21 protein-coding genes are annotated in these 20614 nt (G+C 70.2%); 10 read left to right on the top strand and 11 right to left on the bottom strand.

The window, feature by feature from the left end:
- The first annotated feature begins 11 nt into the window (after positions 1-11).
- The 4 genes from phnL to ASF34_RS05890 all read left to right on the top strand — a co-directional run bounded on the left by phnL (position 12) and on the right by ASF34_RS05890 (position 3201).
- On the top strand, positions 12-725 hold the full coding sequence (gene phnL, locus ASF34_RS05905; protein WP_056159636.1) for a phosphonate C-P lyase system protein PhnL: 714 nt from the start codon (positions 12-14) through the stop codon (positions 723-725).
- Positions 726-754: 29 nt separating this feature from the next.
- Positions 755-1897 carry an alpha-D-ribose 1-methylphosphonate 5-triphosphate diphosphatase gene (locus tag ASF34_RS05900; protein WP_056142148.1) on the top strand — a complete coding sequence of 381 codons (1143 nt, stop codon included), beginning with the start codon at positions 755-757 and terminating at the stop codon, positions 1895-1897.
- Positions 1897-2433, top strand: a complete 537-nt coding sequence (gene phnN, locus ASF34_RS05895) for a phosphonate metabolism protein/1,5-bisphosphokinase (PRPP-forming) PhnN (protein WP_018043927.1) — start codon at positions 1897-1899, stop codon at positions 2431-2433. The genes ASF34_RS05900 and phnN overlap by 1 nt, the downstream gene beginning before the upstream one ends.
- A 147-nt stretch (positions 2434-2580) precedes the next feature.
- Positions 2581-3201 (top strand): pyridoxamine 5'-phosphate oxidase family protein, encoded by a 621-nt coding sequence (locus ASF34_RS05890; protein ID WP_056159632.1) that lies wholly within the window; start codon positions 2581-2583, stop codon positions 3199-3201.
- Between the two features lie 24 nt (positions 3202-3225).
- Here ASF34_RS05890 and ASF34_RS22075 read toward each other — a convergent pair whose 3' ends face one another.
- The gene (locus ASF34_RS22075) at positions 3226-4158 is read right to left on the bottom strand and encodes a helix-turn-helix domain-containing protein (protein ID WP_244478908.1); all 933 of its coding nucleotides are present in this window, start codon (positions 4156-4158) and stop codon (positions 3226-3228) included.
- A 210-nt stretch (positions 4159-4368) separates the two neighbouring features.
- Entirely contained in the window at positions 4369-5265 is an 897-nt protein-coding gene (locus ASF34_RS05880) for a helix-turn-helix domain-containing protein (RefSeq protein ID WP_162240028.1), read from the bottom strand.
- Between ASF34_RS05880 and ASF34_RS23225 the strand changes: the two genes are divergently transcribed.
- From ASF34_RS23225 to ASF34_RS05870, 3 genes are all read left to right on the top strand, one after another.
- A complete protein-coding gene (locus ASF34_RS23225) occupies positions 5248-5520 on the top strand; it encodes a hypothetical protein (RefSeq protein WP_210166711.1) in 273 nt (90 codons plus the stop codon). The genes ASF34_RS05880 and ASF34_RS23225 overlap by 18 nt on opposite strands.
- A gap of 35 nt (positions 5521-5555) precedes the next feature.
- Entirely contained in the window at positions 5556-6179 is a 624-nt protein-coding gene (locus ASF34_RS05875; RefSeq protein WP_018043931.1) for a response regulator transcription factor, read from the top strand.
- Between the two features lie 184 nt (positions 6180-6363).
- Positions 6364-6609 carry a hypothetical protein gene (locus ASF34_RS05870; RefSeq protein ID WP_056159622.1) on the top strand — a complete coding sequence of 82 codons (246 nt, stop codon included), beginning with the start codon at positions 6364-6366 and terminating at the stop codon, positions 6607-6609.
- Between the two features lie 263 nt (positions 6610-6872).
- Here ASF34_RS05870 and ASF34_RS05860 read toward each other — a convergent pair whose 3' ends face one another.
- Entirely contained in the window at positions 6873-8531 is a 1659-nt protein-coding gene (locus tag ASF34_RS05860) for an FAD-dependent oxidoreductase (protein WP_056159617.1), read from the bottom strand.
- A 694-nt stretch (positions 8532-9225) separates the two neighbouring features.
- Between ASF34_RS05860 and ASF34_RS05850 the strand changes: the two genes are divergently transcribed.
- The 3 genes from ASF34_RS05850 (at position 9226) to ASF34_RS05840 (ending at position 12401) form a co-directional block, all read left to right on the top strand.
- Positions 9226-11169: a PAS domain-containing sensor histidine kinase gene (locus ASF34_RS05850; protein WP_056159611.1), complete on the top strand. Its 1944-nt coding sequence runs from the start codon at positions 9226-9228 to the stop codon at positions 11167-11169.
- Positions 11166-11837 (top strand): response regulator transcription factor, encoded by a 672-nt coding sequence (locus tag ASF34_RS05845; protein ID WP_056142167.1) that lies wholly within the window; start codon positions 11166-11168, stop codon positions 11835-11837. Before ASF34_RS05850 ends, ASF34_RS05845 begins: the two co-directional genes overlap by 4 nt.
- A gap of 171 nt (positions 11838-12008) precedes the next feature.
- Positions 12009-12401 (top strand): response regulator transcription factor, encoded by a 393-nt coding sequence (locus ASF34_RS05840; RefSeq protein ID WP_056159608.1) that lies wholly within the window; start codon positions 12009-12011, stop codon positions 12399-12401.
- 66 nt (positions 12402-12467) lie between these two features.
- On the opposite strand, the gene ASF34_RS05835 is transcribed toward ASF34_RS05840, so the two are convergent.
- The 8 genes from ASF34_RS05835 to ASF34_RS05800 form a co-directional block, all read right to left on the bottom strand.
- Positions 12468-13304: an alpha/beta fold hydrolase gene (locus ASF34_RS05835; protein ID WP_056159605.1), complete on the bottom strand. Its 837-nt coding sequence runs from the start codon at positions 13302-13304 to the stop codon at positions 12468-12470.
- A 124-nt stretch (positions 13305-13428) separates the two neighbouring features.
- Positions 13429-13848: a lysozyme inhibitor LprI family protein gene (locus ASF34_RS05830; RefSeq protein ID WP_056159602.1), complete on the bottom strand. Its 420-nt coding sequence runs from the start codon at positions 13846-13848 to the stop codon at positions 13429-13431.
- Positions 13849-13995: 147 nt separating this feature from the next.
- Positions 13996-14193: a hypothetical protein gene (locus ASF34_RS05825; RefSeq protein ID WP_018043941.1), complete on the bottom strand. Its 198-nt coding sequence runs from the start codon at positions 14191-14193 to the stop codon at positions 13996-13998.
- Positions 14194-14278: 85 nt separating this feature from the next.
- Positions 14279-15106, bottom strand: a complete 828-nt coding sequence (locus tag ASF34_RS22665) for a hypothetical protein (RefSeq protein WP_056159599.1) — start codon at positions 15104-15106, stop codon at positions 14279-14281.
- Between the two features lie 44 nt (positions 15107-15150).
- Positions 15151-16485: a hypothetical protein gene (locus ASF34_RS05815; protein WP_244478907.1), complete on the bottom strand. Its 1335-nt coding sequence runs from the start codon at positions 16483-16485 to the stop codon at positions 15151-15153.
- Positions 16486-16488: 3 nt separating this feature from the next.
- Positions 16489-17874 carry a peptidoglycan-binding protein gene (locus ASF34_RS05810; RefSeq protein ID WP_056159593.1) on the bottom strand — a complete coding sequence of 462 codons (1386 nt, stop codon included), beginning with the start codon at positions 17872-17874 and terminating at the stop codon, positions 16489-16491.
- Positions 17871-19232 (bottom strand): hypothetical protein, encoded by a 1362-nt coding sequence (locus ASF34_RS05805; RefSeq protein WP_018043943.1) that lies wholly within the window; start codon positions 19230-19232, stop codon positions 17871-17873. Before ASF34_RS05805 ends, ASF34_RS05810 begins: the two co-directional genes overlap by 4 nt.
- Positions 19229-20608: a hypothetical protein gene (locus ASF34_RS05800; RefSeq protein ID WP_056159589.1), complete on the bottom strand. Its 1380-nt coding sequence runs from the start codon at positions 20606-20608 to the stop codon at positions 19229-19231. Before ASF34_RS05800 ends, ASF34_RS05805 begins: the two co-directional genes overlap by 4 nt.
- Positions 20609-20614 lie beyond the last annotated feature (6 nt).

Genomic DNA, 20614 nt, shown 5'->3' with positions numbered 1-20614 from the left:
CGTCCCCCTTCATGACGTCCCTTCCGCCCCTCCTCGCCTTCGACGACGTGGCCAAGAGCTTCACCCTGCACCTGCGCGGAGGCGCCGTGCTGCCGGTGATCGCCGGCGCGACCCTCGCGGTCCATCCCGGCGAATGCGTCGTGCTCGGCGGCGCCTCGGGCGCGGGCAAGTCCTCCCTCCTCAAGATGGCCTATGGCAATTACCGCTGCGACGCGGGCGCGATCCGGGTCCGCGACGGAACCCGCGTCATCGACCTCGCCACGGCCGCGCCGCGCGAGATCCTGGGCCTGCGCCGCACGACGCTGGCCTACGTCTCGCAGTTCCTGCGGGTGATTCCCCGCGTCGGCGCCCGCGCCGTGGTGGAGGCCGCCGGAATCGAAGGGGGATTGGCGCTCGAGGCGGCCCGGTCCCGCGCGGCCGACCTGCTTGCCCGCCTCAACCTGCCCGAGCGCCTATGGGGGTTGCCGCCCGCGACCTTTTCGGGAGGTGAGCAGCAGCGGGTCAACATCGCGCGCGGTCTCATCGCCGACCGGCCCATCCTGCTCCTCGACGAGCCCACCGCCTCCCTCGATGCCGAGAACCGGGCCGTGGTGGTGGAGCTCATCGCCGAGAAGCGGGCGGCGGGCGCCGGCATCCTCGGCATCTTCCACGACGCGGATGTCCGCGAGGCGGTGGCGACGCGCATCGTCGACGTCGCAGCCTTCCGCGGGGCGATGGCCGCATGAACCGGATACAGGATCGGGAGCAGACAGGCATGACGGACCGGGTCGAGATCCTCGAGAACGCCCGCCTCGTTCTGCCCGACCGGGTCGAGACGGGCTGGCTCGCGGTTGTCGACGGGCGCATCGCCGAGATCGGCACGGGACGTGCCCCCGAGCGCGGCCTCGACTGCGCCGGCGACACGATCATCCCGGGCCTGATCGAGCTCCACACCGACCATTTGGAGAGCCACTACGCCCCGCGCCCCGGCGTGCGCTGGCACCCCCTCGGGGCGGTGCTCGCCTACGACGCGCAGATCGCTGCATCCGGCATCACCACGGTGTTCGATTCGCTGCGCGCCGGCACCGACCCGGATGGCAGCGGCCTCGGCACCGAGCTCGAGCTCCTGGCCGCCGCCCTGGCGGAGGCGCGAGGGGCGGACCTGTTCCGGGCCGAGCACCGCACGCACCTGCGCTGCGAGATCCCCTCGACCGACGTGGTCGAGACCGTGCGCGCCTTCGCCGGGCGCTATGCCATCGGCCTCCTGTCGCTGATGGACCATACGCCGGGCCAGCGCCAGTTCCGGGATGTGGCCAAGTACTACGTCTATGCCGGGCGCGGTGGCCGCTCCCTGGAGGAGATCAAGCTCAGCACCGAGCGCAAGATGCGCGATGGCCACGCCCTCAATGCCGTCAACCGCCCGGCCCTCGTCGCCCTGGCGCGGGAGCTCGGCATTCCGCTCGCCAGCCACGACGACACCACTCTGGCCGACGTCGCCCTCTCCCGCGATGAATCGGTGGCGATCGCCGAGTTTCCCACCACCCTCGAGGCGGCGGAAGCCTCGCATGCGGCCGGCATCACCGTGATGATGGGGGCGCCCAACCTGATCCGGGGCGGCTCGCATTCGGGCAACGTCGCGGCCCAGACCCTGGCGGAGGCCGGCTATCTCAGCATTCTGTCCTCGGACTACGTGCCGGCGAGCCTGCTGATGGCGGCGTTCGGATTGCCCGAGCGCGTGCCCGGCATTGCCCTGCCGGACGCCATCGCCACGGTGACGGCCAACCCCGCGCGCGCCACCGGGCTGACCGATCGCGGCCGTCTGGAGCCGGCTCTCCGCGCGGACCTCGTCCGCGTCCGTCTCGCCCGGGGCGTGCCGGTGGTGCGTCAGGTCTGGCGCGCCGGCACGCGGGTGGTGTGATGCCCGGCGGCTTCGTTCTCGTCGTCGGCCCGAGCGGGGCCGGCAAGGACACCCTGCTGCGCCTGGCACGCGAGGCCCTCGCCCACGAGTCCCGCTTCGTGTTCCCGCGTCGCCTCGTGACCCGCGCGCCCTCGGCGCACGAGGACAATGTCGCGATCTCGGAGGAGGCGTTCACGGACGGAGCGGCCTCCGGCGCCTTCGCCCTGCATTGGCGTGCGCACGGCCTCGGCTACGCGATCCCCGGCGAGACTTTGGATCACGCGCGAGCCGGACGCGTGGTGGTCTGCAACGTCTCACGCCGTATCGTCCAGGCGGCCCGCCTCGCCCAGCCGAGCGTCAGCGTCGTGTCCGTCACGGCCTCGCCCGACATCCTCGCCCGCCGTCTCGCCGCGCGGGGCCGGCCGGAGGATGGGGATTTGCGCGCCCGCCTCGACCGCGTCGTTCCGATCGAGGCCGAATGCACGATCCGGAACGATACCGACCCGGACAGCGCGGCGGCCGAGCTCATCGCGCATCTGCGTGAGCGGGCGGCCTGAAGGTTCGACTCCGGCTCCCGGCTCGCACTCCATCGAGGCCCAGGTCCCGGGGCCGAGCCGGCGACGGAATGCCGTCGCTCTGCTTCGGCCGCCCCGCTTCATGCGAGAGGGGTAGAGCCCATCCATTGGCCAAGAGGTGTACGAGCGATGGCAGTGATCGAAACGGTGGAGGGACTCGAGCGCATCTATGGGGAGTGGGGCGCCGTCGCTGACGCGTCCACCGCCAAGGTCGCGGACCACATCACCCCGCATTACCGGCGCTTCATCGAGGTCGCGCCCTTCGCGACCCTCGCCACCGCTGGTCCCGAAGGCCTGGACTGCTCTCCCCGTGGTGATCGTCCAGGGTTCGTCCGCGTCGCCGATCCCCGCACGCTTCTCTTGCCCGATCGCCGGGGGAACAACCGGATCGACAGCCTCCGCAACGTCGTGCGCGATCCGAGGGTGGGGCTGATGTTTCTGATCCCCGGCATCGGCAACGCCCTGCGGGTGAATGGCCGAGCGGTCATCGACGACGATCGAACCCTGTGCGCGTCCTTCGCCGTCGATGGCAAAGCGCCCCGCACCGTGATGGTCATCACCGTTGGTGAGGTCTACTTCCAGTGTGCTCGCGCCCTCATCCGATCCGGCCTGTGGCAGCAGGCCAACCACGTCGACCCAAAGACACTGCCGTCGCCCGGGCAGATTCTGGCCGAACTGAGCCATGGTCGAGTCGGGGGCGAGGTCTACGATTCGACGTGGGCTGAAAAGGCCAAGCAAACCATGTGGTGACCGAGGACAGGCGGGCGCAGGTCGTCAGCCACCGCCGCCGACCACCGACTCCACCGGGCCACGATCGCGCGACGCGTGCCGCGAGTCCGGTTCCACCCGGCGACGCCAGCGGCCCGGGGTCGTGCCCTGATCCTTGGCGAAGGCGCGGGTGAAGTGGCTTTGATCGGCGAAGCCGCAGGCGAGCGCGATGTCGGCGAGCGTCCGATCTCCCTTCCGCATCATGGTCTTGGCCTGGGCGATGCGCTCCCGCGTCAGCCAAGAATGGGGGGCGATGCCGGTGGATTGGCGAAAGGCGCGCGCGAAGTGGCTGACGGAGAGCCCGCAGGATTCCGAGACCGTCTGGAGGTGGATCGGCCGGGCGAGATCGGAGCGGATATGGTCCTGGGCGCGACGGAGCTGCCAGGGAGCCAGGCCGCCGCGAACCGTCTCGGGCGCGGGCTGGAGCGACGTATAGGTCCCGAGCAGATGAGCCGCGACGGCGCGGGTCAACTGGCGGCGGATGACGTCGGCCCAGCGATCCTGCCGCGCCAGCGTTTCCCCGACACTGACGGCGAGGTTGTGCAGGGCGGGGTCCGCCAGGACCGCGCCGTAGGCCGGCACGAGTTCATCGAGGGGATCGGCGTCGAGGATGCCCAGATCCTCGGCCACCCGCTTCAGACGTCGACTGTCGAGCCCGATCAGGAGGGTTCGCTTCGGTGTTCGCACGATGCAGGTCTGGCGCAGATCATGGAGGATCGCCTCCCCCGCGCGCGGGACCATCGGGGGCTGGGCCCCCTCGACGACCTCCCGGTGCGGGGATCGCCCTTCCGTCTCGCCGAGCCGGACCTGGAGGATGAGTGCATCGTGCCGGTCGACCCGGAGGCCGCCGGCCATGCCGTCCCGCCAGCCGAGGACGATGGCGCCGTCCGACCAATCGTCGGGCCGGATTCTCGCCTGGCGGACGGAGTCATGGGACATGCCGCCGAACCGGACGTCGTGCGTCGGGGTGGGGCGGAGAGAGGCCGGCGCCGGCGGCACGGCACTCGGCGCATTCCCTTCGTGGACAAGCGTTCGAAGCATGTCTGTCTCCCATCGTACGATGGCGAGATGCTAAACGGCCAAGCTAGGACCCGTCTTTCGCGAGGCTGCGGTGGCGTGTCCAAATCCTGCTGTTCGCGGGACCGGCATTCATGAGGCATGCTGCCTGTATTCGCCCGGCGTCTTGCCGATGACGCGCTTGAAGGCCGTGTTGAACGCGCCCTGGCTCGAAAAACCGGACGACAAGGCGATGTCGACCAGCGGGATCTTGGTGTCGTTCAGCAACCGCCGTGCGCGAGCGAGTCTTTCCTCGCTGACGAAAGCATAGGGCGTCCGACCCGTGACGCGTTTGAACATGCGGCTGAAGTGGAAGGGGCTGAGGCACGCCACGGCGGCGATCTCGGCCACGGAGAGGTCCCGTTCGAGATTGTCGCGGATGAACGCCACGGCGCGGTCGATCCGATCCGGGCCAGCGGTCTCCGTGGCGGGGCGCACGCGCGTGTCCGGCCGGTCGTGACCGTAGGCCTGCGCGACCCGCGCCGTCAGGGCGAGGGCGGCGGCCTCGACCATCATGCGGCCGGCCGAGCTTTCCCGGATCAGCTCCTGGTGGATCGAGAGCCCGATCTGGGCGAGCAACGGATCCTCGACGCCGGCGAGATAGCGTACCGTATCGGCACGGATGCGCGCATCGCCGTACAGCCCCGCGAGAGTCTCGAAGCGCTCCGCCGGCAGATAGATGTGGAGGATCTCGTCGAGGGGCGCGGAGATGTGGATGTCGTCCTCGCCGACCCCCACGGGACAGAGCCAGATCGTCCCCGCCTCCACCGGCGTCCGCTGCCGGATCCCGGCCCCCTTGCGGCTGACATGCGCATCCGGGCTGCGCCGGATCGCCAGGGTGATCTCCATCTGGGCCGGGACGATGGCGGGCAGGTCGCCCGCCGGGTGGGACCGGACTTCCGCGGCGACGCCCTGCCAACGCCGCCCCGCCGACGAGGCGAAGAGACCGGCTTTCGGGAATTTGTGCGCGCCGTGCCGGTGAAGATCCATGCCGGCACCGTGCAAGCCGTGCGCGAAGACGGCTATTATACAGATGTATCGGATACCAGACGAGCTCTGTCCGCCATCGCGGCCGAGCCGGGCGGGCCAAAGCAAGCCGTCGGTCCTTTCGCGGTGGCCGGGCCGAGTCCCCACCCGATGCGGATCGCCGGGTATGGGCCATCGGAAGACGCCGAAGCTCATGTCAAGGCGAAGGCAATCGTCAAGCTTGCAATCGCCATGCGACCCAAATCGTGTATCAGGTGAACGTATTCGCATCGGCGAGGTGCGCATCGAGAACCATGCCCGAAGCGACCGTTCATATCGTCGACGATGATCCGGTGCTACGCGAAGCGCTGGTGAGCCTCTGCCTGTCCGACGGATTGGCGGCGGTCGGGCACGGAGATCCCGGCGGGCTGGCGCAGTCTCTCCGGCGCCGATCCCCCGAATGCGTCCTTCTCGACGTGCGCCTCGCCGAACAGAGCGGGCTGGCCGTCCAGGACTCGTTGCGCGCGGACGGCAATACGGTCCCGATCATCTTCCTGACCGGCTACGGCACGATTCCCATGTCCGTCCGCGCCATGCGGGGCGGGGCCGTCGAGTTCCTGACCAAGCCTTTCATCGCCGAGGTTCTGCTCGCCGCCATCCGCAAGGCGCTGGCGGCCGATGCCGTCGCGCTCGCCGACCGTCGCGCCCGGGACGACCTCTCGGCCAGGCTCTCCACCCTGACGCCCCGCGAGCGCGATGTGATGCGCTGCGCCATCGGCGGGTTGATGAACAAGCAGATCGCCGCCGAACTCGGCATCACGGAGATCACCGCCAAGGTCCATAAGCGGCGCGTCATGGAGAAGATGCAGGCGCGATCCCTCGCCGACCTCGTCCGCATGGCGGATCAACTCGGCGTCGCCGCCACCCGCCAGCGCTGAGAAAGAGGGGCAGCCGAAACCTTCGTATGAGGAGGCATAACCTAAGCATCGATCCGGTGATCCGCCGTATAATATTCAGGATCCTCCGACGGGCTAAGATCCGGACATGAACTCAGGGCTGCAGCAGAGATTTCGAGCGGCTCCGTTCTGTCCTTGAAACCAGTCCGACATCAGGAGACGCACCATGATCAAGCATCTCGCTTCCATCACCCTTCTTCAGCTTGGCCTGATGGCCCCTGCCCTGGCGATGCCGGAGCATCGTCCGTCCCACACCATCGTCGAGCGGGTCGACCTGGAGAGCGCCCCGCGATCCTTCGGAGAGCTGCAGGCGTCCCGGACCATCGACAGTTCGGCCAAGGGCGGCAATGCCGACGAGACCAACCACGCGGTTCCGAACTTCGGCACCACCTCGGGCGGTCCCGCCGACTGATCCTCCGACCCATCGCGCCAGCGCGGTCCTCGAACCCGGGAGAGCGGCCATGAACCTTCTCATCAGACCGTCTCTCGCGGCCATTCTGGCGCTGGTGTCGACGATGCCCTTCGCGCGATCCTCCACGCCTCCGGCGGGGCCGATCGTGTCCTCCTGGATGGCGTCGGCGCCCATCGTCGCCAGGCTCGATCGGCGCCACGCCCATCGACGCATGGATCGGCGTCCTCAGTAAGCGTCTCGCGTTCCGGCCGGCGGCGCGGGGCTCACGGTTCCGGATGCAGGAAGCCGTGGACGGCCTGGACCACCACCGACCCCTCCCCTACCCCGGAGGCGACCCGCTTCACCGAGCCCGCGCGCACGTCACCCACGGCGTAGAGACCGGGGACCACCGTGGCGTAGGGCGACAGGGCGGGCGTGCCGTCTCTCAGCAGGCCGGTCGGGACGAACCCCTTCGGATCGAGGGTGAGGCAGTCCGCGAGCCATCCGGTATTCGGCACGGCGCCGATCATGACGAAGACGTTGCCGATGACCGTCGTCTCGCTGACCCCGCTCGCCCGATCGGTCCAGGTCACCGATGTCAGGGTGTCGTCGCCCACGAGCGCGGTGATCTCGGTCTGCGTATGCAGGGTGACGCGCGGCGACGACGCGATCCGCTGCACGAGGTAGTCGGACATCGTCGCGGCGAGGCCGTCGGCCCGCACGAGGAGGTGCACGTGCGCCACCGTGCGGGACAGGAACATCGCGGCCTGGCCGGCCGAGTTGCCGCCGCCGACCACGATCACCGCCTCGCCGGCACAGAGCTGCGCTTCCATGGCGGTGGCGGCGTAATGGATGCCCTGCCCCTCGAAATGCGCGTAGCGCGGCAGATCCAGGCGGCGATAGCGGGCGCCGGTGGCGGCGATGACGGCGCGTGCCGAGACGGCGGTGCCGTCCTCGAGGATCACCCGGAAGGGCGACCCGCCGCAATCGAGCCCCGTCGCCATGCGGGAGATCGCGAGCCGCGCCCCGAACTTCTGGGCCTGGACCTGCGCGCGGCCGGCGAGGGCCTGACCGGAGATCCCTGTCGGAAAGCCGAGATAGTTCTCGATCTTCGAGGAGGTGCCGGCCTGGCCGCCGGGCGCGAGCCCTTCGATGACGATGGTGTCGAGCCCCTCGGAGGCGGCATAGACGGCGGCCGCCAGGCCCGCCGGTCCGGCGCCGATTACCGCCACGTCGTAGACGCGGCCGGGATCGATCGCCTCCGTCAGCCCGAGGGCGTCCGCCAGCGCGGCGTTGGTGGGATTGCGCATCACCGCCGCGCCCGGCGCGATCACCACCGGCAGGTCGGCCTCGGCCAGGCCGAACCCGTCGAGGGCGTTGCGGGACGCCGGGTCGCTCGCGGTGTCGAGGATGCGGTGCGGGTAGGCGTTCCGGACGAGGAAGCGCTCCAGGCGGAGGGTCTCCCGCTGATGGCCGGGGCCGATCAGGACGACGCCGCCCCGCCCGTGGCGGATCAGGCCGACCCGGCGCAGGATGAAGGCCCGCATGATGATCTCGCCGATATCCGGTTCGGCGGTGACCAGGCGGCGAAAGGCGGCGCGGTCGATCCGCACCACCCGCGTCTCCACCACGGTGCGGCCGGAGACCAGGATCTCCCGGTCGTTGAACAGGTCGAGCTCGCCCGTGAACTGACCTTCGGTGTGGACGACGAAGACCCTGGCGGCCCCCTCGTGGTCGGTCTCGAACATCTCGATCCGGCCGGCGAGGACGAGGAAGAAATCCACCCGCCGCTGGCCCCTGGCGAAGATGAGCGTACCCGCCGGCAGGGTCTCCTCCATGCCGTAGCCGGCGACCCGGCTCTCCATCTCCGCGCCGAGGCGGGGGAAGGTCTGCGCCGTCCGGTCGTCGCCGTCGGATTCCGCCGGGAGGAGGGTGTCGGTCATCTCGGATCACTCCGTCTCGTCGAAGGCGAACCTGCCACCCCTGCCCCGGATGGCGTCCCGTCCCGCCGCCGCCACCGTAGCTGCAGGGACGGCACGCTCCCTGGCTTGTCCGATCACGCGATGTTTTGCACGGTCCGGCGCCAATTCCCGTCTGTCGCTCGATCGGCCGGGGTGACGCGCTCAAGAAGAGGGATGGTCCTCCGGCGAAGCAGGTTTCGCAGAAGTGGCCCCCGGTTCTGCGACAAGAACCTGCGACACACCAGAGAGCGAAGCGTTGGCTCGCTAACGCGTCGCTCTGCTTGACGCGGATCGTTCAAATCATGGAACGTCCGTGCAAGACGAGTGGCCCGGCCCATGATGACTCGATGCCGGCCGGATCGGCGGTGCAGCCCGGTCCCTTCGTCGTCCACGCGAACGCCGCGCCCCCTCGCCAATAAACGACAGTATAGTTCACAAGGCATGCGGTCACGCTTCATGGTCCGCTCGAACGGCCGAGGCATTCATCCGCCGTCCAGGCCGCCGGAAATGGGGAGATGGCGATGCGTCAGGCCGTTCATGCACAGGGTCCGGCGATCGTGCGCCAGACGGTCCGGTCGCTGGAGGGCGTCGGCTCCCGGTTCTCCGTCACGCTACCGTGTGCCGACCGGCCGGACGACGGGGCGCCTCGGTGCCCTGTCGAGGCCAGGGAGGGGCGATGGACGCGCCTGTCGTAGCGGCCCCCTCGCCTCCCCGTTCCGGGATCGGCCCGGACACCCGCCGGACGGGCCGGCTCCTGGGAGTCCTCGCCCTCGGCCTCGCCCTGGCGATCTTCCTCGTCGATGCGTTCACGCCCCTCGAAGGCGCGGTGGCCGTGCTTTACGTGGTCGTCGTGCTCGTCTCCGCGCGGGCGTTCCGGCGGAACGGGGTGATCCTGACGGCGTCCGGCTGCCTGCTTCTGACGGCGGTGGCCTATTTCCTGTCGCACCGATTCTTCGACAGCGACTCGGCGCTGCTGCGCGCCCTGGTCAGCCTGGCGGCCATCGCGATCAGCGCGCTCCTGGTGCTGCGCAATCAGGCGGCGGCCCGCATCCTCGCGGAGCAGGCCGAACTGCTCGAACTCACCCACGATCCCATCTTCGTGCGCACGCCCACCGATACGGTGACGTTCTGGAACCGCGCCGCGGAAGACCTCTACGGCTGGCGCCGGGACGAGGTCCGGGGGCGCAACGTGCACGTCCTCCTGCGCACGGCCTTCCCCGGTGGCGAGGCGGCGATCCGAGACGCGCTGATGCGGAACGGGCGGTGGGAGGGCGAACTCGTCCAGACGGTGCGGTCCGGCGCCAGGGTGGTCGTCGAGAGCCGCTGGTCGCTCCAGCGCGACGCCGGCGGCCAGCCGCTCGCGGTCCTCGAGACGAACACCGACATCACCGAGCGCAAGCGCGCCCATGCGGCCCTGGCCGAGAGCGAGCGGCGCTACCGCACCATCTTCGATACGGCCCGCGTGGCGATCCTGCAGCAGGATTGGCGAGAGGTGAAGGCTGTCCTCGACGCGGTCCCGCCCGATGCGGCCACGCCTCTTCGCGCCTATCTCCACGCCCATCCGGAGGTCGTCCGCGATCTCCGCCGCAGCGTCACCATCGTCGACGCCAATGCCGAATTGCGGCGGCTGATCGGCGCCGATGCGGGCGCTGCGGCGCCGCGATCCCTCGACGCGCTCCTGTTCGAGGACGAGCCCACCTTCATCGAGGCGCTGCTGGCGCTGGCGCGGGGCGAGACCTTCTTCGAGGGCGAGACCACGATCCGCGCGCTGTCCGGCGATCCGGTGCCGATCCTCTTCGGCATCACGTTCCCGTCCCATGCGGACGGGTTCGAGGGCGTGCTGGTCTTCGCCGTGGACATCACCGAGCGCAAGCAGGCGCAGGAGGCGCTGCTGGCGGTCCAGGCCGAGCTGGCCCATACCGCGCGGGTGACGACGCTCGGCGAACTCACCGCCTCCATCGCCCATGAGGTGAACCAGCCCCTGGCGGCCATCGTCACCAATGGCGAGGCAGCCCTGCGCTGGCTGAGGCGGAGCCCGCCGGACCTCGGCGAGGTTTCGGCCGCGGTGACCCGGGTGGTGGCGAGCGGCAGCCGGGCCGGCGAGATCGTGTCCCGCATCCGGACCTTCCTCGCCAAGACGCCGCCCCCGCGCGACTGGCTCGACCTGCGTGAGATGATCGGGGAATCGGTCCTTCTCGTGGAGCGCGAGATGGTCCGCGGCGGCGTGCGCCTGATCCGCGACGTCGCCTCCGACGTGACCCTGGTGCACGGGGACCGGGTGCAGTTGCAGCAGGTGCTCATCAACCTGATGGTGAATGCGATCCAGGCCATGGCCACGGTCACCGAACGGCCCCGCCTCCTCACGATCCGTGTCGCGCCGGACGGGGCAGAGCATGTCCGCGTCACCGTCGCCGATAGCGGCGGGGGGATCGCGGCGGAGGCCGTCGAGCGGGTCTTCCAGCCGTTCTTCACCACCAAGGCGGACGGGATGGGCATGGGGCTGGCGATCTGCCGCTCGATCGTCGAGGCGCATGGGGGGCGCCTCTGGATCACCGGTCACGACGATCCGGGCGCCGCCTTCCACTTCACCATACCGACCACGGCCGAGAGGGAACCATGATCCGAGGCAACGCGGCGGGGCCGGCACGCGCGTCGGCCGCGAGGCAGACCGTCTTCGTCGTGGATGACGACCCCGATATCCGGGAGGCCCTGTCCGGCCTGCTCCGCTCCATCGATCTCGCCTGCGCCGCCTTCGCGTCGGTGGCGGAGTTCCTGGCCGCGCCGCGCCCCCTGGGCGCCGGCTGTCTCGTGGTCGATGTCCGCCTGCCGGGCGTGAGCGGCCTCGAGTTCCAGGGCCAGCTCAGCGCGCTGGGGATCGACCTGCCGATGATCCTGATGACGGGGCACGGCGATATTCCGATGACCGTGAAGGCGATGAAGGCCGGGGCGGTGGACTTCCTCGCCAAGCCGTTCCGCGAGCAGGACCTCCTCGACGCCATCGGCACCGCCCTGGCGCGCGACGCGGTCCAGCGCAGCGCGCATGCGGCCCTCGACGATCTCAGGGCCGATTACGAGACCCTCACCGCGCGTGAGCGCGAGGTGATGGCGCAGGTCACCGCCGGCCTGATGAACAAGCAGGTGGCCGGCAATCTCGGGCTCAGCGAGATCACGGTGAAGATCCACCGGGGCCACGTCATGCGCAAGATGAAGGCGCGCTCCCTGGCCGATCTGGTTCGTAGCGCCGAAGCCCTCGGCGTCTCGCATGCCGGCGGCGCGCCGACGCGGTGACCGATCCGCCGGCCTTTAGCGAAAGGTGGAGGCTGGCAAACCTCCGTATGATTCCAACCCACGGTGCGAGGGACCATATCTCGGCTCGGGCCAACGTTTACCGGCCCAAGACTTCCCAGTCCAAGACTCGCCGGTCACAGGGACCGGAAGGCGAACCCGTAGGTCAATGGAATGCCAGCTCTGCCTGTGATCGCGATCGTCGACGACGACGAGGACGTGCGCGTGGCGACCGGAAGCCTCGTGCGCTCCCTCGGCTACACCGCCCGCATCTACGCCTCGGCGCGTGATTTCCTCGAGAGCTGTCCGGTGGACGCGCCCGACTGCGTCATCACCGACGTGCAGATGCCCGGCATGACCGGCGTGGAGATGCACCGGGGCCTGCTCGCCCTGGGGTCGCGGGTGCCGGTGATCTTCGTGACGGCGTTCCCCACCGAGGCCCTGCGCAACACCGTCCTGGCGGCGGGCGCCAGCGATTTCCTGGGCAAGCCCTGCGACGGCGCGACGATCATCCGCTCCCTGGAGCACGCCCTGACGGGCGGGTCGGCGAGGGATGCGACGGCGTGATCGGCGTCAAGCAGTGAGCGGGCGGCGACCGGCGCGCCTGCGCGTCGGCCGTCGCGAAAACCCGGCTCAGCCCTTCACGAAGGCGAGGAGGTCGGGGTTGATGACGTCGTGGTGGGTGGTGAGCATCCCGTGCGGGAATCCCGGATAGGTCTTGAGCGTGCCATTGGCCAAGAGCTTGACCGATTTCAGCGCCGCATCCGCGATCGGGACGATCTGATCGTCCTCGCCATGCAGGACCAGCGTCGGCACCGTGATGACTTTCAGATCGTCGGTCTGGTCGGTCTCGGAGAACGCCGCGATGCCGTCGTAATGGGCCTTCGCGCTGCCCATCATGCCCTGGCGCCACCAATTCCGGATCACGCCCTGCTGCACGGTCGCGCCGTCGCGGTTGAAGCCGTAGAAGGGGCTGCTCGCCACGTCGAGGAAGAACTGCGCGCGGTTGGCGGCGGTGGCCGCGCGGAACCCGTCGAACACCGCGATCGGCAGACCCTCGGGATTGGCCTCCGTCTTGAGCATCAGCGGCGGCACCGCCGAGACCAGCACGGCCTTGGCCACGCGGCCGGCCGGCTCACCGTGCTTGGCCACGTAGCGGGCGACCTCGCCGCCGCCGGTGGAATGGCCGATATGCACGGCGTCGCGCAGATCCAGCGCCTCGCTCACCGCGAAGGCGTCGGCGGCGTAGTGATCCATGTCGTGGCCGGTATCGACCTGGGCCGAGCGGCCATGGCCGCGCCGGTCATGCGCCACGACCCGGTAGCCGTGATGCAGGAAGAACAGCATCTGCGCGTCCCAATCGTCCGACGAGAGCGGCCAGCCGTGGTGGAACACGATGGGCTGGGCGCTCTTGGGACCCCAATCCTTGAAGAAGATCTCGACGCCGTCCTGGGTGGTGACGAAGGGCATGGGAGGATGTCCGGTTCGGGAGGGGGCTGGTCCGAGCTATGGAAGCAAGGCGCCGGGTCGGCTTGACGATTCGCGTCACCGCTTGGACGAATGCGCCATTGCCGATGCCCTCGGCCGGACGGCCCTACTCGGCGAGCAGGCTTTCCAGGAAGAACACCCGCCGCGCCGTCTCATCGAGATTGCAGCTCGAGGCGGCGATCAGGTCCATGGTTCCGCCTCCCCCGAAGATCATCGTCAGCTTGCAGGAGGCGGTCCTGTAGGCCAGCCAGCCCCGCTGGGAATCGCGCAGCGCCGTCTTCTCCTCGTCCGTCGATTTGCGCATGAGCGTCTGATAGGCGGCGTTCAGCTTCTTGTCCTGCAGCGACAGTTCAGCGGAGGCACAATCCAGCATTTCGGCCGTGACGCCACCGGACTTGTCCATGCATTTATCGTAGTCCGGTGAATAGGTCTGCGTATTCATGCCGGCGGCGTAGGACGGCTCGACGACGATGCTGCCGAGCAGGCTGACCATCACGGCGACGGGAAAGGCTAGTGTGCGAGTCATTGTGATCTTCGGTTCTCCAGACAAGAACAGCCATGATCTGACCGGTATGAAGCCGGCTCTCAGGTGGCCGTGGAAGCCGGACGTCATGGCGCCCGGTTCTGCAATGATCCCGCCTCGCTCCGCAAGGCGCTGCCGGTCGTCCCCTTGTCAGCGCATCAGCCACGACACCAGCCAGATGCCGCCTGCAAGGACGGCCCCGAAGATCAGTGTCCGGACGAGGATGTAGACCAGCAGGATTCGTCGCGGAAAATGCGCGCGCGTGGCGGCATTCAGCATCTGCCGCACGCGTGCGACAGAGAGGATCGCGCCGAGGGCGACGATCGCCCCGATGAGAAGCTGCGTCATCGCCTCACAGCACCGCTCGGCAGGTCATCGACGGCGGTGTTGCGGCAGCGCTCGCTCGGACCAGCGGATTCCGAGGCGGGACAGATCACAGCTGTGGCATGGGAGCGGGACGGGGCCGGGGCGCGGGCGCCATTTCTCGCGGGGCGGGCGGAGACGCCGGGGCTTCGATCCGCGCGGGCGGCGGGGCTTCGACGCGGGCGGGAGGTGCTGCCACGCCGGCGGCGGCGGCGGCGGCGGCGGTGGCGGCGGGCGCATTCGCCGCCGGCGGTGGCGGAGAAGCCGGCACCTGCCGGGGCGCGGGTGTCGCCCCGCGGACCGTGTCGCGCAGGAAGTCGCCGGTGCTGGCGGCCCGCGCCGCCGGTGCCGTCGCGGTGGTCCCGGCGGCCTGGCCCGCGCCGTTGCCGCGCGGTGCGGGCGCCTGCGAGACGGCGGGAGCCTGGCGGCGTTCGCCCTCCGGCACCGTGATCCGGAAGGTGTAGGGCACCGTCGTTCCGTCGGGGAAGGTCACGGCGACGGACAGGGTATCGAGACCGGAGAAATCGGACCGTGCGGTATAGAAGATCGACATCGAATCCTTCTTCACGTCCTCGCAGCCATCCACCTGCCGGATCGTGGCGCCCCGCTCGTCGATCTTGTTGCTGAGGATCCTGAACTCGCGGCGTATTTCGACGCGTCCGCCGCGCGGTGGCGAGACCATATCGACCAGGGCCGCCTTGGAGCGGCATCCTTGCGTCGGAAAGTAATGGGTGAAGCCCTGGAGGAAGATCCGCTGGCCCGGGCGGGCGGTCTTGTTCTCGGTCTCCGCCTGCGCCGGCAGCACGAGGCCATGCCCGGGGAGGCCGGCGAGGCCGGCGAGCGCCAAGGATCGGAGGGCAAAGGATCGCAAGGCAAAGTTCGGGAGACGGTGTTTCATAGGGCTTCTCCTCGGCTTCGGGACGGGCGTGTCGTGGCGGGCGCTCAACCGGGGCTGGACCGCTCCAGGACCGGCTTGCCGCCATCCGTGCGGAAGCGGACGGTGTAGGTGCTGTTGGACGTCTGGGCGCTGCACGTGATCACCACGGGACCGCCCATGGGGTTGGGCATCTCGCAGACGCCCTTGGCCTTCACGAGGAGGCTCTGGCCGCGCTCCTCGTACATGACTTCGTCGATGGGCTGACGCAGGGTGCCGCTCTCGACCCATCCCTTCGCCGATGCGAGGAAGCTGACCTCCCGGTCGTCGGTGGTTCCGAACACGAACTCGGCCCGTGCCGACCCGGTGGTGGAGGAATTCCTGGCGGTGGGGGCGCAGGACGCGGTGATGTCCTCGCCATCGACCACCAGCGATTCGCAGCGGCCCTTGAAGGTCAGCTTCAGGACCATCCCCGGCGGTGTCTCTCCCGTCTCCGTCCCCGCATTGTCCCGGCGCACGGGCGGCGAGGCCGGGCGCGCGGTCGCGGCCGGCGGCGTTTCGGCGGGCGGGGCGCGGCCCGGATCGGTACCGGGCCGGTCCGACGCGTCGCGAGGCTGTCCGGCCTGCCAGACACAGAGACGCGCCTCCGCACCCTCCCAGCACGGCCCCTTGGGCGCCAGGGTGCCGAGGGGAGCCGTCGCCTGCGGTGCGCCGGGGCGCTCGTTCCACGAGGCGGTGGCCTTCTGCGGGTCCCGTGGATCGCGGGTGAGCCGCGCGATGAAGTCCAGCCCTCCCCTGGCATAGGAGCGGACCTCGAATCCGCCCGCCCCGTCCTGCCCGGCATCCACCCGGAACTGGCAGGGGCCGTCGATCCGGGCCGCGCCCCTGACCTCGATGAGACAATCGGCGGTGCGGGGCGCGCCGATCCCGGGTGCCGGCGCGACGCCGCCCCCGGCGAAACCGGGACGGCCCTCGCCGATCTTCCAGGCGCAGGTCCGGGTGCGTGGTCCCGTCCAGCAGGCCCCGCCGGAGGTGACGGCTTCGGAGGGGCCCTCGTCCGGCTTGCCGCCGGGCGTCTCGTTCCATGTCGCCGTGCCGCTTCCGGGGCTCGTCACCGCCACCACCACCCCGTAGCGGAGGTAGCCGTTCTCGTAAGTGGCGAGACGGAACCCGCCCGTCCCGTAGCTGCGCGCGTCGGTCAGGAACTCGCAGACGCCGTTGATGGCGATCCTGCCATCGGCCTCGACGTAGCAATCGGCCTTGCGGACCTTGATCTGCGCTTCGGCGCTGCCGGGTTGGACGAGGGCCAGCATGAGAATGCCCGCCAGGAGGGCGAGGCAACGGCCGACCCGCCGGCAAGGCGAGTCGGGAATGTTCGGTTCGCGATCAGCCGCCACGCGCATCTCCTAAGGGTTGCCGAGGAGGCGGCGCGCCGCCTGGATGGTCCGGTCGTTGCGCTGGTCGACGATGCGGCCCTGATAGAGATTCCGGTCGGCCAGGCGCTGCTGCAGGGCGGCCCAGAAGCCGGCGCCCCACTTGTCCTCGCTGAGGTTCTGAATGATGTCGGTGGACTTCAATTCCAGGGCGCGGATCGTCATGTCCGCCGCCTTCCCGGGGGCGCGGGGGAAATTGGCGCCGCCGACATCGTAGAGGAAGGCCGCCGCCGCGGCCGCTGGCGCGAAGGACCGCTCCGCCACGAGGCGTTCGAGATACCGGCTCGCCAGGGCGGCGTCGGGTGCGGTGATCCGCTGCTTGTTGGTGTTGGCCGGGGACAGGAGGAGTGCATAGAGATACTGCGCCACCGATACGCCGCTCTCCGCCAGGGCGCGAAGCTTCCCCTCGGCGGCGGCGTCGGTGGTCGCGCTCTTGAAGAGCGCCATCATCTCGTCGGTGCTCGGCGCCGGCGCCGGTGCCGGTGCCGGTGCCGGGGGGCGCGCCTGGGGCGGCGGCTGGCCCGGATCGGCCGGCCGGCCCTGCGGAGCGGCGGCGGTGCCGGACAGGGCACGGATGGCCGCCTGGGTCTGGGGCGTCGCCGCCCCGTCGGCCGGCCCGGAATAGAAGCCGCGCCGGGCGAGATTGCGCTGGATCGCGGCCACGAGATCGGGGGGCTGGCGGCCGAGATCGTCGGTGAAGGTGCCTATGGCCAGCGGCAGCCTGGCCGCCACCGTGTCCATGTAGATGTCGGCGGCCTTCTGCGGGTCTTTCGGCACGCCGCTCTCCGCGTCGGCGTAGCAGCCGGCGATCCAGAAGAGCGTCGACCAGGAGTTCAGATAGTTGTTCCGGATCGCGACCGGGTTCGCCTGAAAGGCGAGCCCGTAGCGACAGCCGCGCTTCAGGTCGTACTGGCCGCGCCCGCGGTTGAGCAGGAGGTCGGTCATGCCCCGCTGGGCGCCCGGATAACCGAGATCGGCGGGCTTCTGATAATAGCTCAGGGCGGTGGCGGCATCGGCCTTGACGGGGTTCTTGACGTAGATCCCGGCCCATTCGGGATTGTAGAGGGCGCCCATGAACGAGCGGGCGGAGATGTCGCCGGCATCCGCCGCGGCCTTCAGCTTGTCGAAGGCGGCCTTGTCGCCATCCTTGCCGGCTTTGTCGAGGAGGTCGAGATAGGTCTTCTCGCTCTCCTTGCTGTCGGCCGGCTTGCCCCATTCCCCGGCGGGCTTCAGCACCGCGAGAGCCAGGCCGGCCGCGAGGGCGACCGCTACCTGTGGCAGGGCGAACCAGGCGAGACGGTAGCGCGCATCCGCATACCAGAGCGCGGCGTGCGCGCCGAGCCGGTCGGTCCCGCTCACGACTTCGCCTTCATGTAGGCGCGCAGGGCCGTGATGACGGCGGGGTTGCGCTTGTTCTCGACGGGGAGCGTGTAGAAGCCGCGCGCCGTCAGCTCGGCCTGGAGGGCGCCCCAGAACGGGCCGCTCCAGCTGCCCGCCTCCTCGAACAACAGCCAGAAGGTGACCTGGTCGTCCTTGAGGTCGACGCCGCGCAGGGCGAGGGCGGCCGCCTTCTTCGGATCCTTGGCGACGTTGCCCCAGCCTTGATCGTAGATCGAGGCGGCCTCACCCGCCGCCATGACGTTGCCGGCGGCCGCGGCGCGCTCGTAATAGGCGACGGCGACCTGCGCATCCGGCGCGAAGACCTGTCCCTTGTTCCGCACCGGATTGTACAGGCGCGCATAGGCGATCTGCGCGTCCGCGTCGCCGGAATCGGCCCGGGCCTTGAGCTGCGCCATCTTCCCCCGGTCTCCGGCCATGGCGGCCCCCGCCAGGGCCGTGACTTCCGGGTCCGGCCCGCTCGGTGCCACCTTGCGCGGCTCGGGCCTCGGGGCCGCGACGGTGTTCTTGATCCCGGCCTCCACCTGGAGGGCCGTGACGATGGCGGGATTGGCGCGCCCGTCCACGAGGCCGATATAGCGCCCGGACTTGGCGAGATGGCGCTGGATCCCCGCCACCAGGGCCGGGCTCTGCATGCCGAGATTGTTGACGAAGGCGTCGATGGTCGGCTGGTGCTTGCGCCACAGCACCGCGGTCACCAGCTCGCCCGCCCGGACGGGATCCTGCGGCAGGCCGCTCTCGGGCTCGACGTAGCATTTGGCGAGCTTGACGGTGACGCGCTCCTCGCCGGTAATCGTCCGGTTGAGCGTCTCCGGGTCGTCCATCCAGGTCTGGGCGAGGCGGCAGCCGCGCTTGAGGTCGCCATTGGGGTTGGCGGGGTCGAGGAGCACGTCGGCCAGGCGCGTGATCGCCAGGAGGTCGCCCGCCGCGGCGCCGGGAGCATAGAGGGCGGCGGCCCGGGAGAAGTCGTTGGGCGACGGCTTCTTCGGGAAATAGGCGGCGGTCAGCGGGTCGTAGAGCGTGCCGAGTTTGGTCGCGGCGTCGATCTGGTTGCGCGTGGCCGCGGCGGTGAGTTCCTGGAACGCCTTGAGGTCGCCCTCCTTGCCGGCCCGGTCGCGCAAGGTCGTCAGTTCGGCCACCCGCGCCTTCGAGACCGTGGCCGGCTGTCCCCATTCCCCCTGCGCGGCCAGGGACAGGCACAGCCCCGCCAGCCCCAGCGTCACCACCTGCGGCAGGCCGAACCAGGCCAGGCGGTAGCGGGCATCGCCGTACCATAGGGCCGCGTGCGCGCGCAGCCACTCGTCTCGCGCGTTGCTCATGGTCTCGATGGGCTCCGGGCCGTTTCGTTCGCCTGGGCGAAGCGTCGGATCGCGGCGATGACCGCGTCGTTGCGGCGGTTCTCGACCGGGTTGGTGTAGATGCCGCGCGCGGCGAGCGCCCGCTGGAGCGCTCCCCAGAAGGCGGGGCTCCAGGTCGCGCCGAAGACCGGGTCCGTCAGAAAGAGTTGGTAGCCCGGATCGAGCTCGAGTTGGCGAAGGATGAGGGAGGCCGCCCGGTCCGGGTTCTTCTCCAGGGCGCCCGCGCCCTTGTCGTAGAGACCCGCCGCCTGGGCGGCGGCGTCGCGGGCGCCGGCCGCTGCCGCCCGCTCGAAATTGGCGGCGGACCGCCGGGCGTCCGGCGCGAAGACCTCGCCCTTGTTGAGGAACGGGCTGTAGAGGTAGCCGAGGGTCGCCAGCGCGGTGGCATCGCCCCGGTCGGCGATGGCCTGAACCCGCGCCAGGGCGGCGAGATCCCGGGTCGCCGCCTGGGCGAGGCTGCGGAACTCCTCAGCCGTCAGGCCGGTGCCGGTCTCGGCACGGCGCTCCGGGGCGGGATCCGGCAGGAACGGGCGCAGGCCCGCCTCCCGTTCCAGCGCCGCGATCGTCTCGGGGTGGACGAGCCCGTCCACCGGACCGGTGTAGCGGCCGATGGTCCGCGCCGCCATCGCCTCCTGCAGCGCGCGGATCAGCGCGGGCTTGTGCAGGCCGAGGCCGCGCACATAGGTGCGGATCGACGGTTCGTATTTCAGCCGGAGGGTGTCGACGATGAGGTCGCCGGCCCGCCGCGGATCCTGGGGAATGCCGCTCTCGGCATCGACGAGGCAGCGGGCGAGCTTCTCGGCCAGGCGCTCCTCCCCGCGAAGCATGTCCCGCGTCGTCGCCGGATGGTCGAGCCAGGCCTTGGCCAGGCGGCATCCCCGTCTCCGGTCGTCCTCGGAACCGGCTTCCTCGAGCAGCAGGTCGGCGAGGCGTGCGATGGCCACGAGGTCTCCGGCCTCGCTGCCGGCGCGGTAGAGCTCGGTTGCGCGCGCACGATCGCTCGGCACGGCCTTGCGCGGGAATTTTCCGGCGACGAGGGGATCGTAGAGGGTCGCCAGCCGGGTCTGAGCGTCGATCTCCCCCGCCTTGGCTCCGGCCGCGAGCTGGCTCAGCGCGGCGGCGTCGCCCTCCCCGCCCGCGCGGTCGCGCAGGATTTCGAGTTCGGCGGCGCGCTGCCGGGACCCGGTGGCGGGGCGACCCCATTCGCCCTGCGCCACGAGGGCGAAGAGCAGGTTGGCGAGCAGAACGGTGCCGGCCTGCGGCAGGGCGAGCCAGGCCAGCCGGTACCAGGGATCCTCGTACCACAGGCTGCCATGGACGGCGGCGCGCGGGGTCATCGTGCC

It is taken from the genome of Methylobacterium sp. Leaf106, from assembly GCF_001422895.1.
Classification (GTDB): domain Bacteria; phylum Pseudomonadota; class Alphaproteobacteria; order Rhizobiales; family Beijerinckiaceae; genus Methylobacterium; species Methylobacterium bullatum.
The sequence above is the reverse complement of the archived record's forward strand: the minus strand, read 5'-3'. Positions and strand labels throughout refer to the sequence as shown.

Coding starts and splice junctions, on each gene's coding strand:
- ASF34_RS05890 (WP_056159632.1), top strand. CDS start 2,581: ATGGCAGTGATCGAAACGGTGGAGGGACTCGAGCGCATCTATGGGGAG.
- ASF34_RS22665 (WP_056159599.1), bottom strand. CDS start 15,106: ATGAAACACCGTCTCCCGAACTTTGCCTTGCGATCCTTTGCCCTCCGA.
- ASF34_RS05840 (WP_056159608.1), top strand. CDS start 12,009: ATGCCAGCTCTGCCTGTGATCGCGATCGTCGACGACGACGAGGACGTG.
- phnL (WP_056159636.1), top strand. CDS start 12: ATGACGTCCCTTCCGCCCCTCCTCGCCTTCGACGACGTGGCCAAGAGC.
- ASF34_RS05860 (WP_056159617.1), bottom strand. CDS start 8,531: ATGACCGACACCCTCCTCCCGGCGGAATCCGACGGCGACGACCGGACG.
- phnN (WP_018043927.1), top strand. CDS start 1,897: ATGCCCGGCGGCTTCGTTCTCGTCGTCGGCCCGAGCGGGGCCGGCAAG.
- ASF34_RS05805 (WP_018043943.1), bottom strand. CDS start 19,232: ATGAGCAACGCGCGAGACGAGTGGCTGCGCGCGCACGCGGCCCTATGG.
- ASF34_RS05825 (WP_018043941.1), bottom strand. CDS start 14,193: ATGACGCAGCTTCTCATCGGGGCGATCGTCGCCCTCGGCGCGATCCTC.
- ASF34_RS05835 (WP_056159605.1), bottom strand. CDS start 13,304: ATGCCCTTCGTCACCACCCAGGACGGCGTCGAGATCTTCTTCAAGGAT.
- ASF34_RS05900 (WP_056142148.1), top strand. CDS start 755: ATGACGGACCGGGTCGAGATCCTCGAGAACGCCCGCCTCGTTCTGCCC.
- ASF34_RS05800 (WP_056159589.1), bottom strand. CDS start 20,608: ATGACCCCGCGCGCCGCCGTCCATGGCAGCCTGTGGTACGAGGATCCC.
- ASF34_RS05830 (WP_056159602.1), bottom strand. CDS start 13,848: ATGACTCGCACACTAGCCTTTCCCGTCGCCGTGATGGTCAGCCTGCTC.
- ASF34_RS05870 (WP_056159622.1), top strand. CDS start 6,364: ATGATCAAGCATCTCGCTTCCATCACCCTTCTTCAGCTTGGCCTGATG.
- ASF34_RS22075 (WP_244478908.1), bottom strand. CDS start 4,158: ATGTCCCATGACTCCGTCCGCCAGGCGAGAATCCGGCCCGACGATTGG.
- ASF34_RS05850 (WP_056159611.1), top strand. CDS start 9,226: ATGGACGCGCCTGTCGTAGCGGCCCCCTCGCCTCCCCGTTCCGGGATC.
- ASF34_RS05875 (WP_018043931.1), top strand. CDS start 5,556: ATGCCCGAAGCGACCGTTCATATCGTCGACGATGATCCGGTGCTACGC.
- ASF34_RS05880 (WP_162240028.1), bottom strand. CDS start 5,265: ATGGATCTTCACCGGCACGGCGCGCACAAATTCCCGAAAGCCGGTCTC.
- ASF34_RS05845 (WP_056142167.1), top strand. CDS start 11,166: ATGATCCGAGGCAACGCGGCGGGGCCGGCACGCGCGTCGGCCGCGAGG.
- ASF34_RS05815 (WP_244478907.1), bottom strand. CDS start 16,485: ATGCGCGTGGCGGCTGATCGCGAACCGAACATTCCCGACTCGCCTTGC.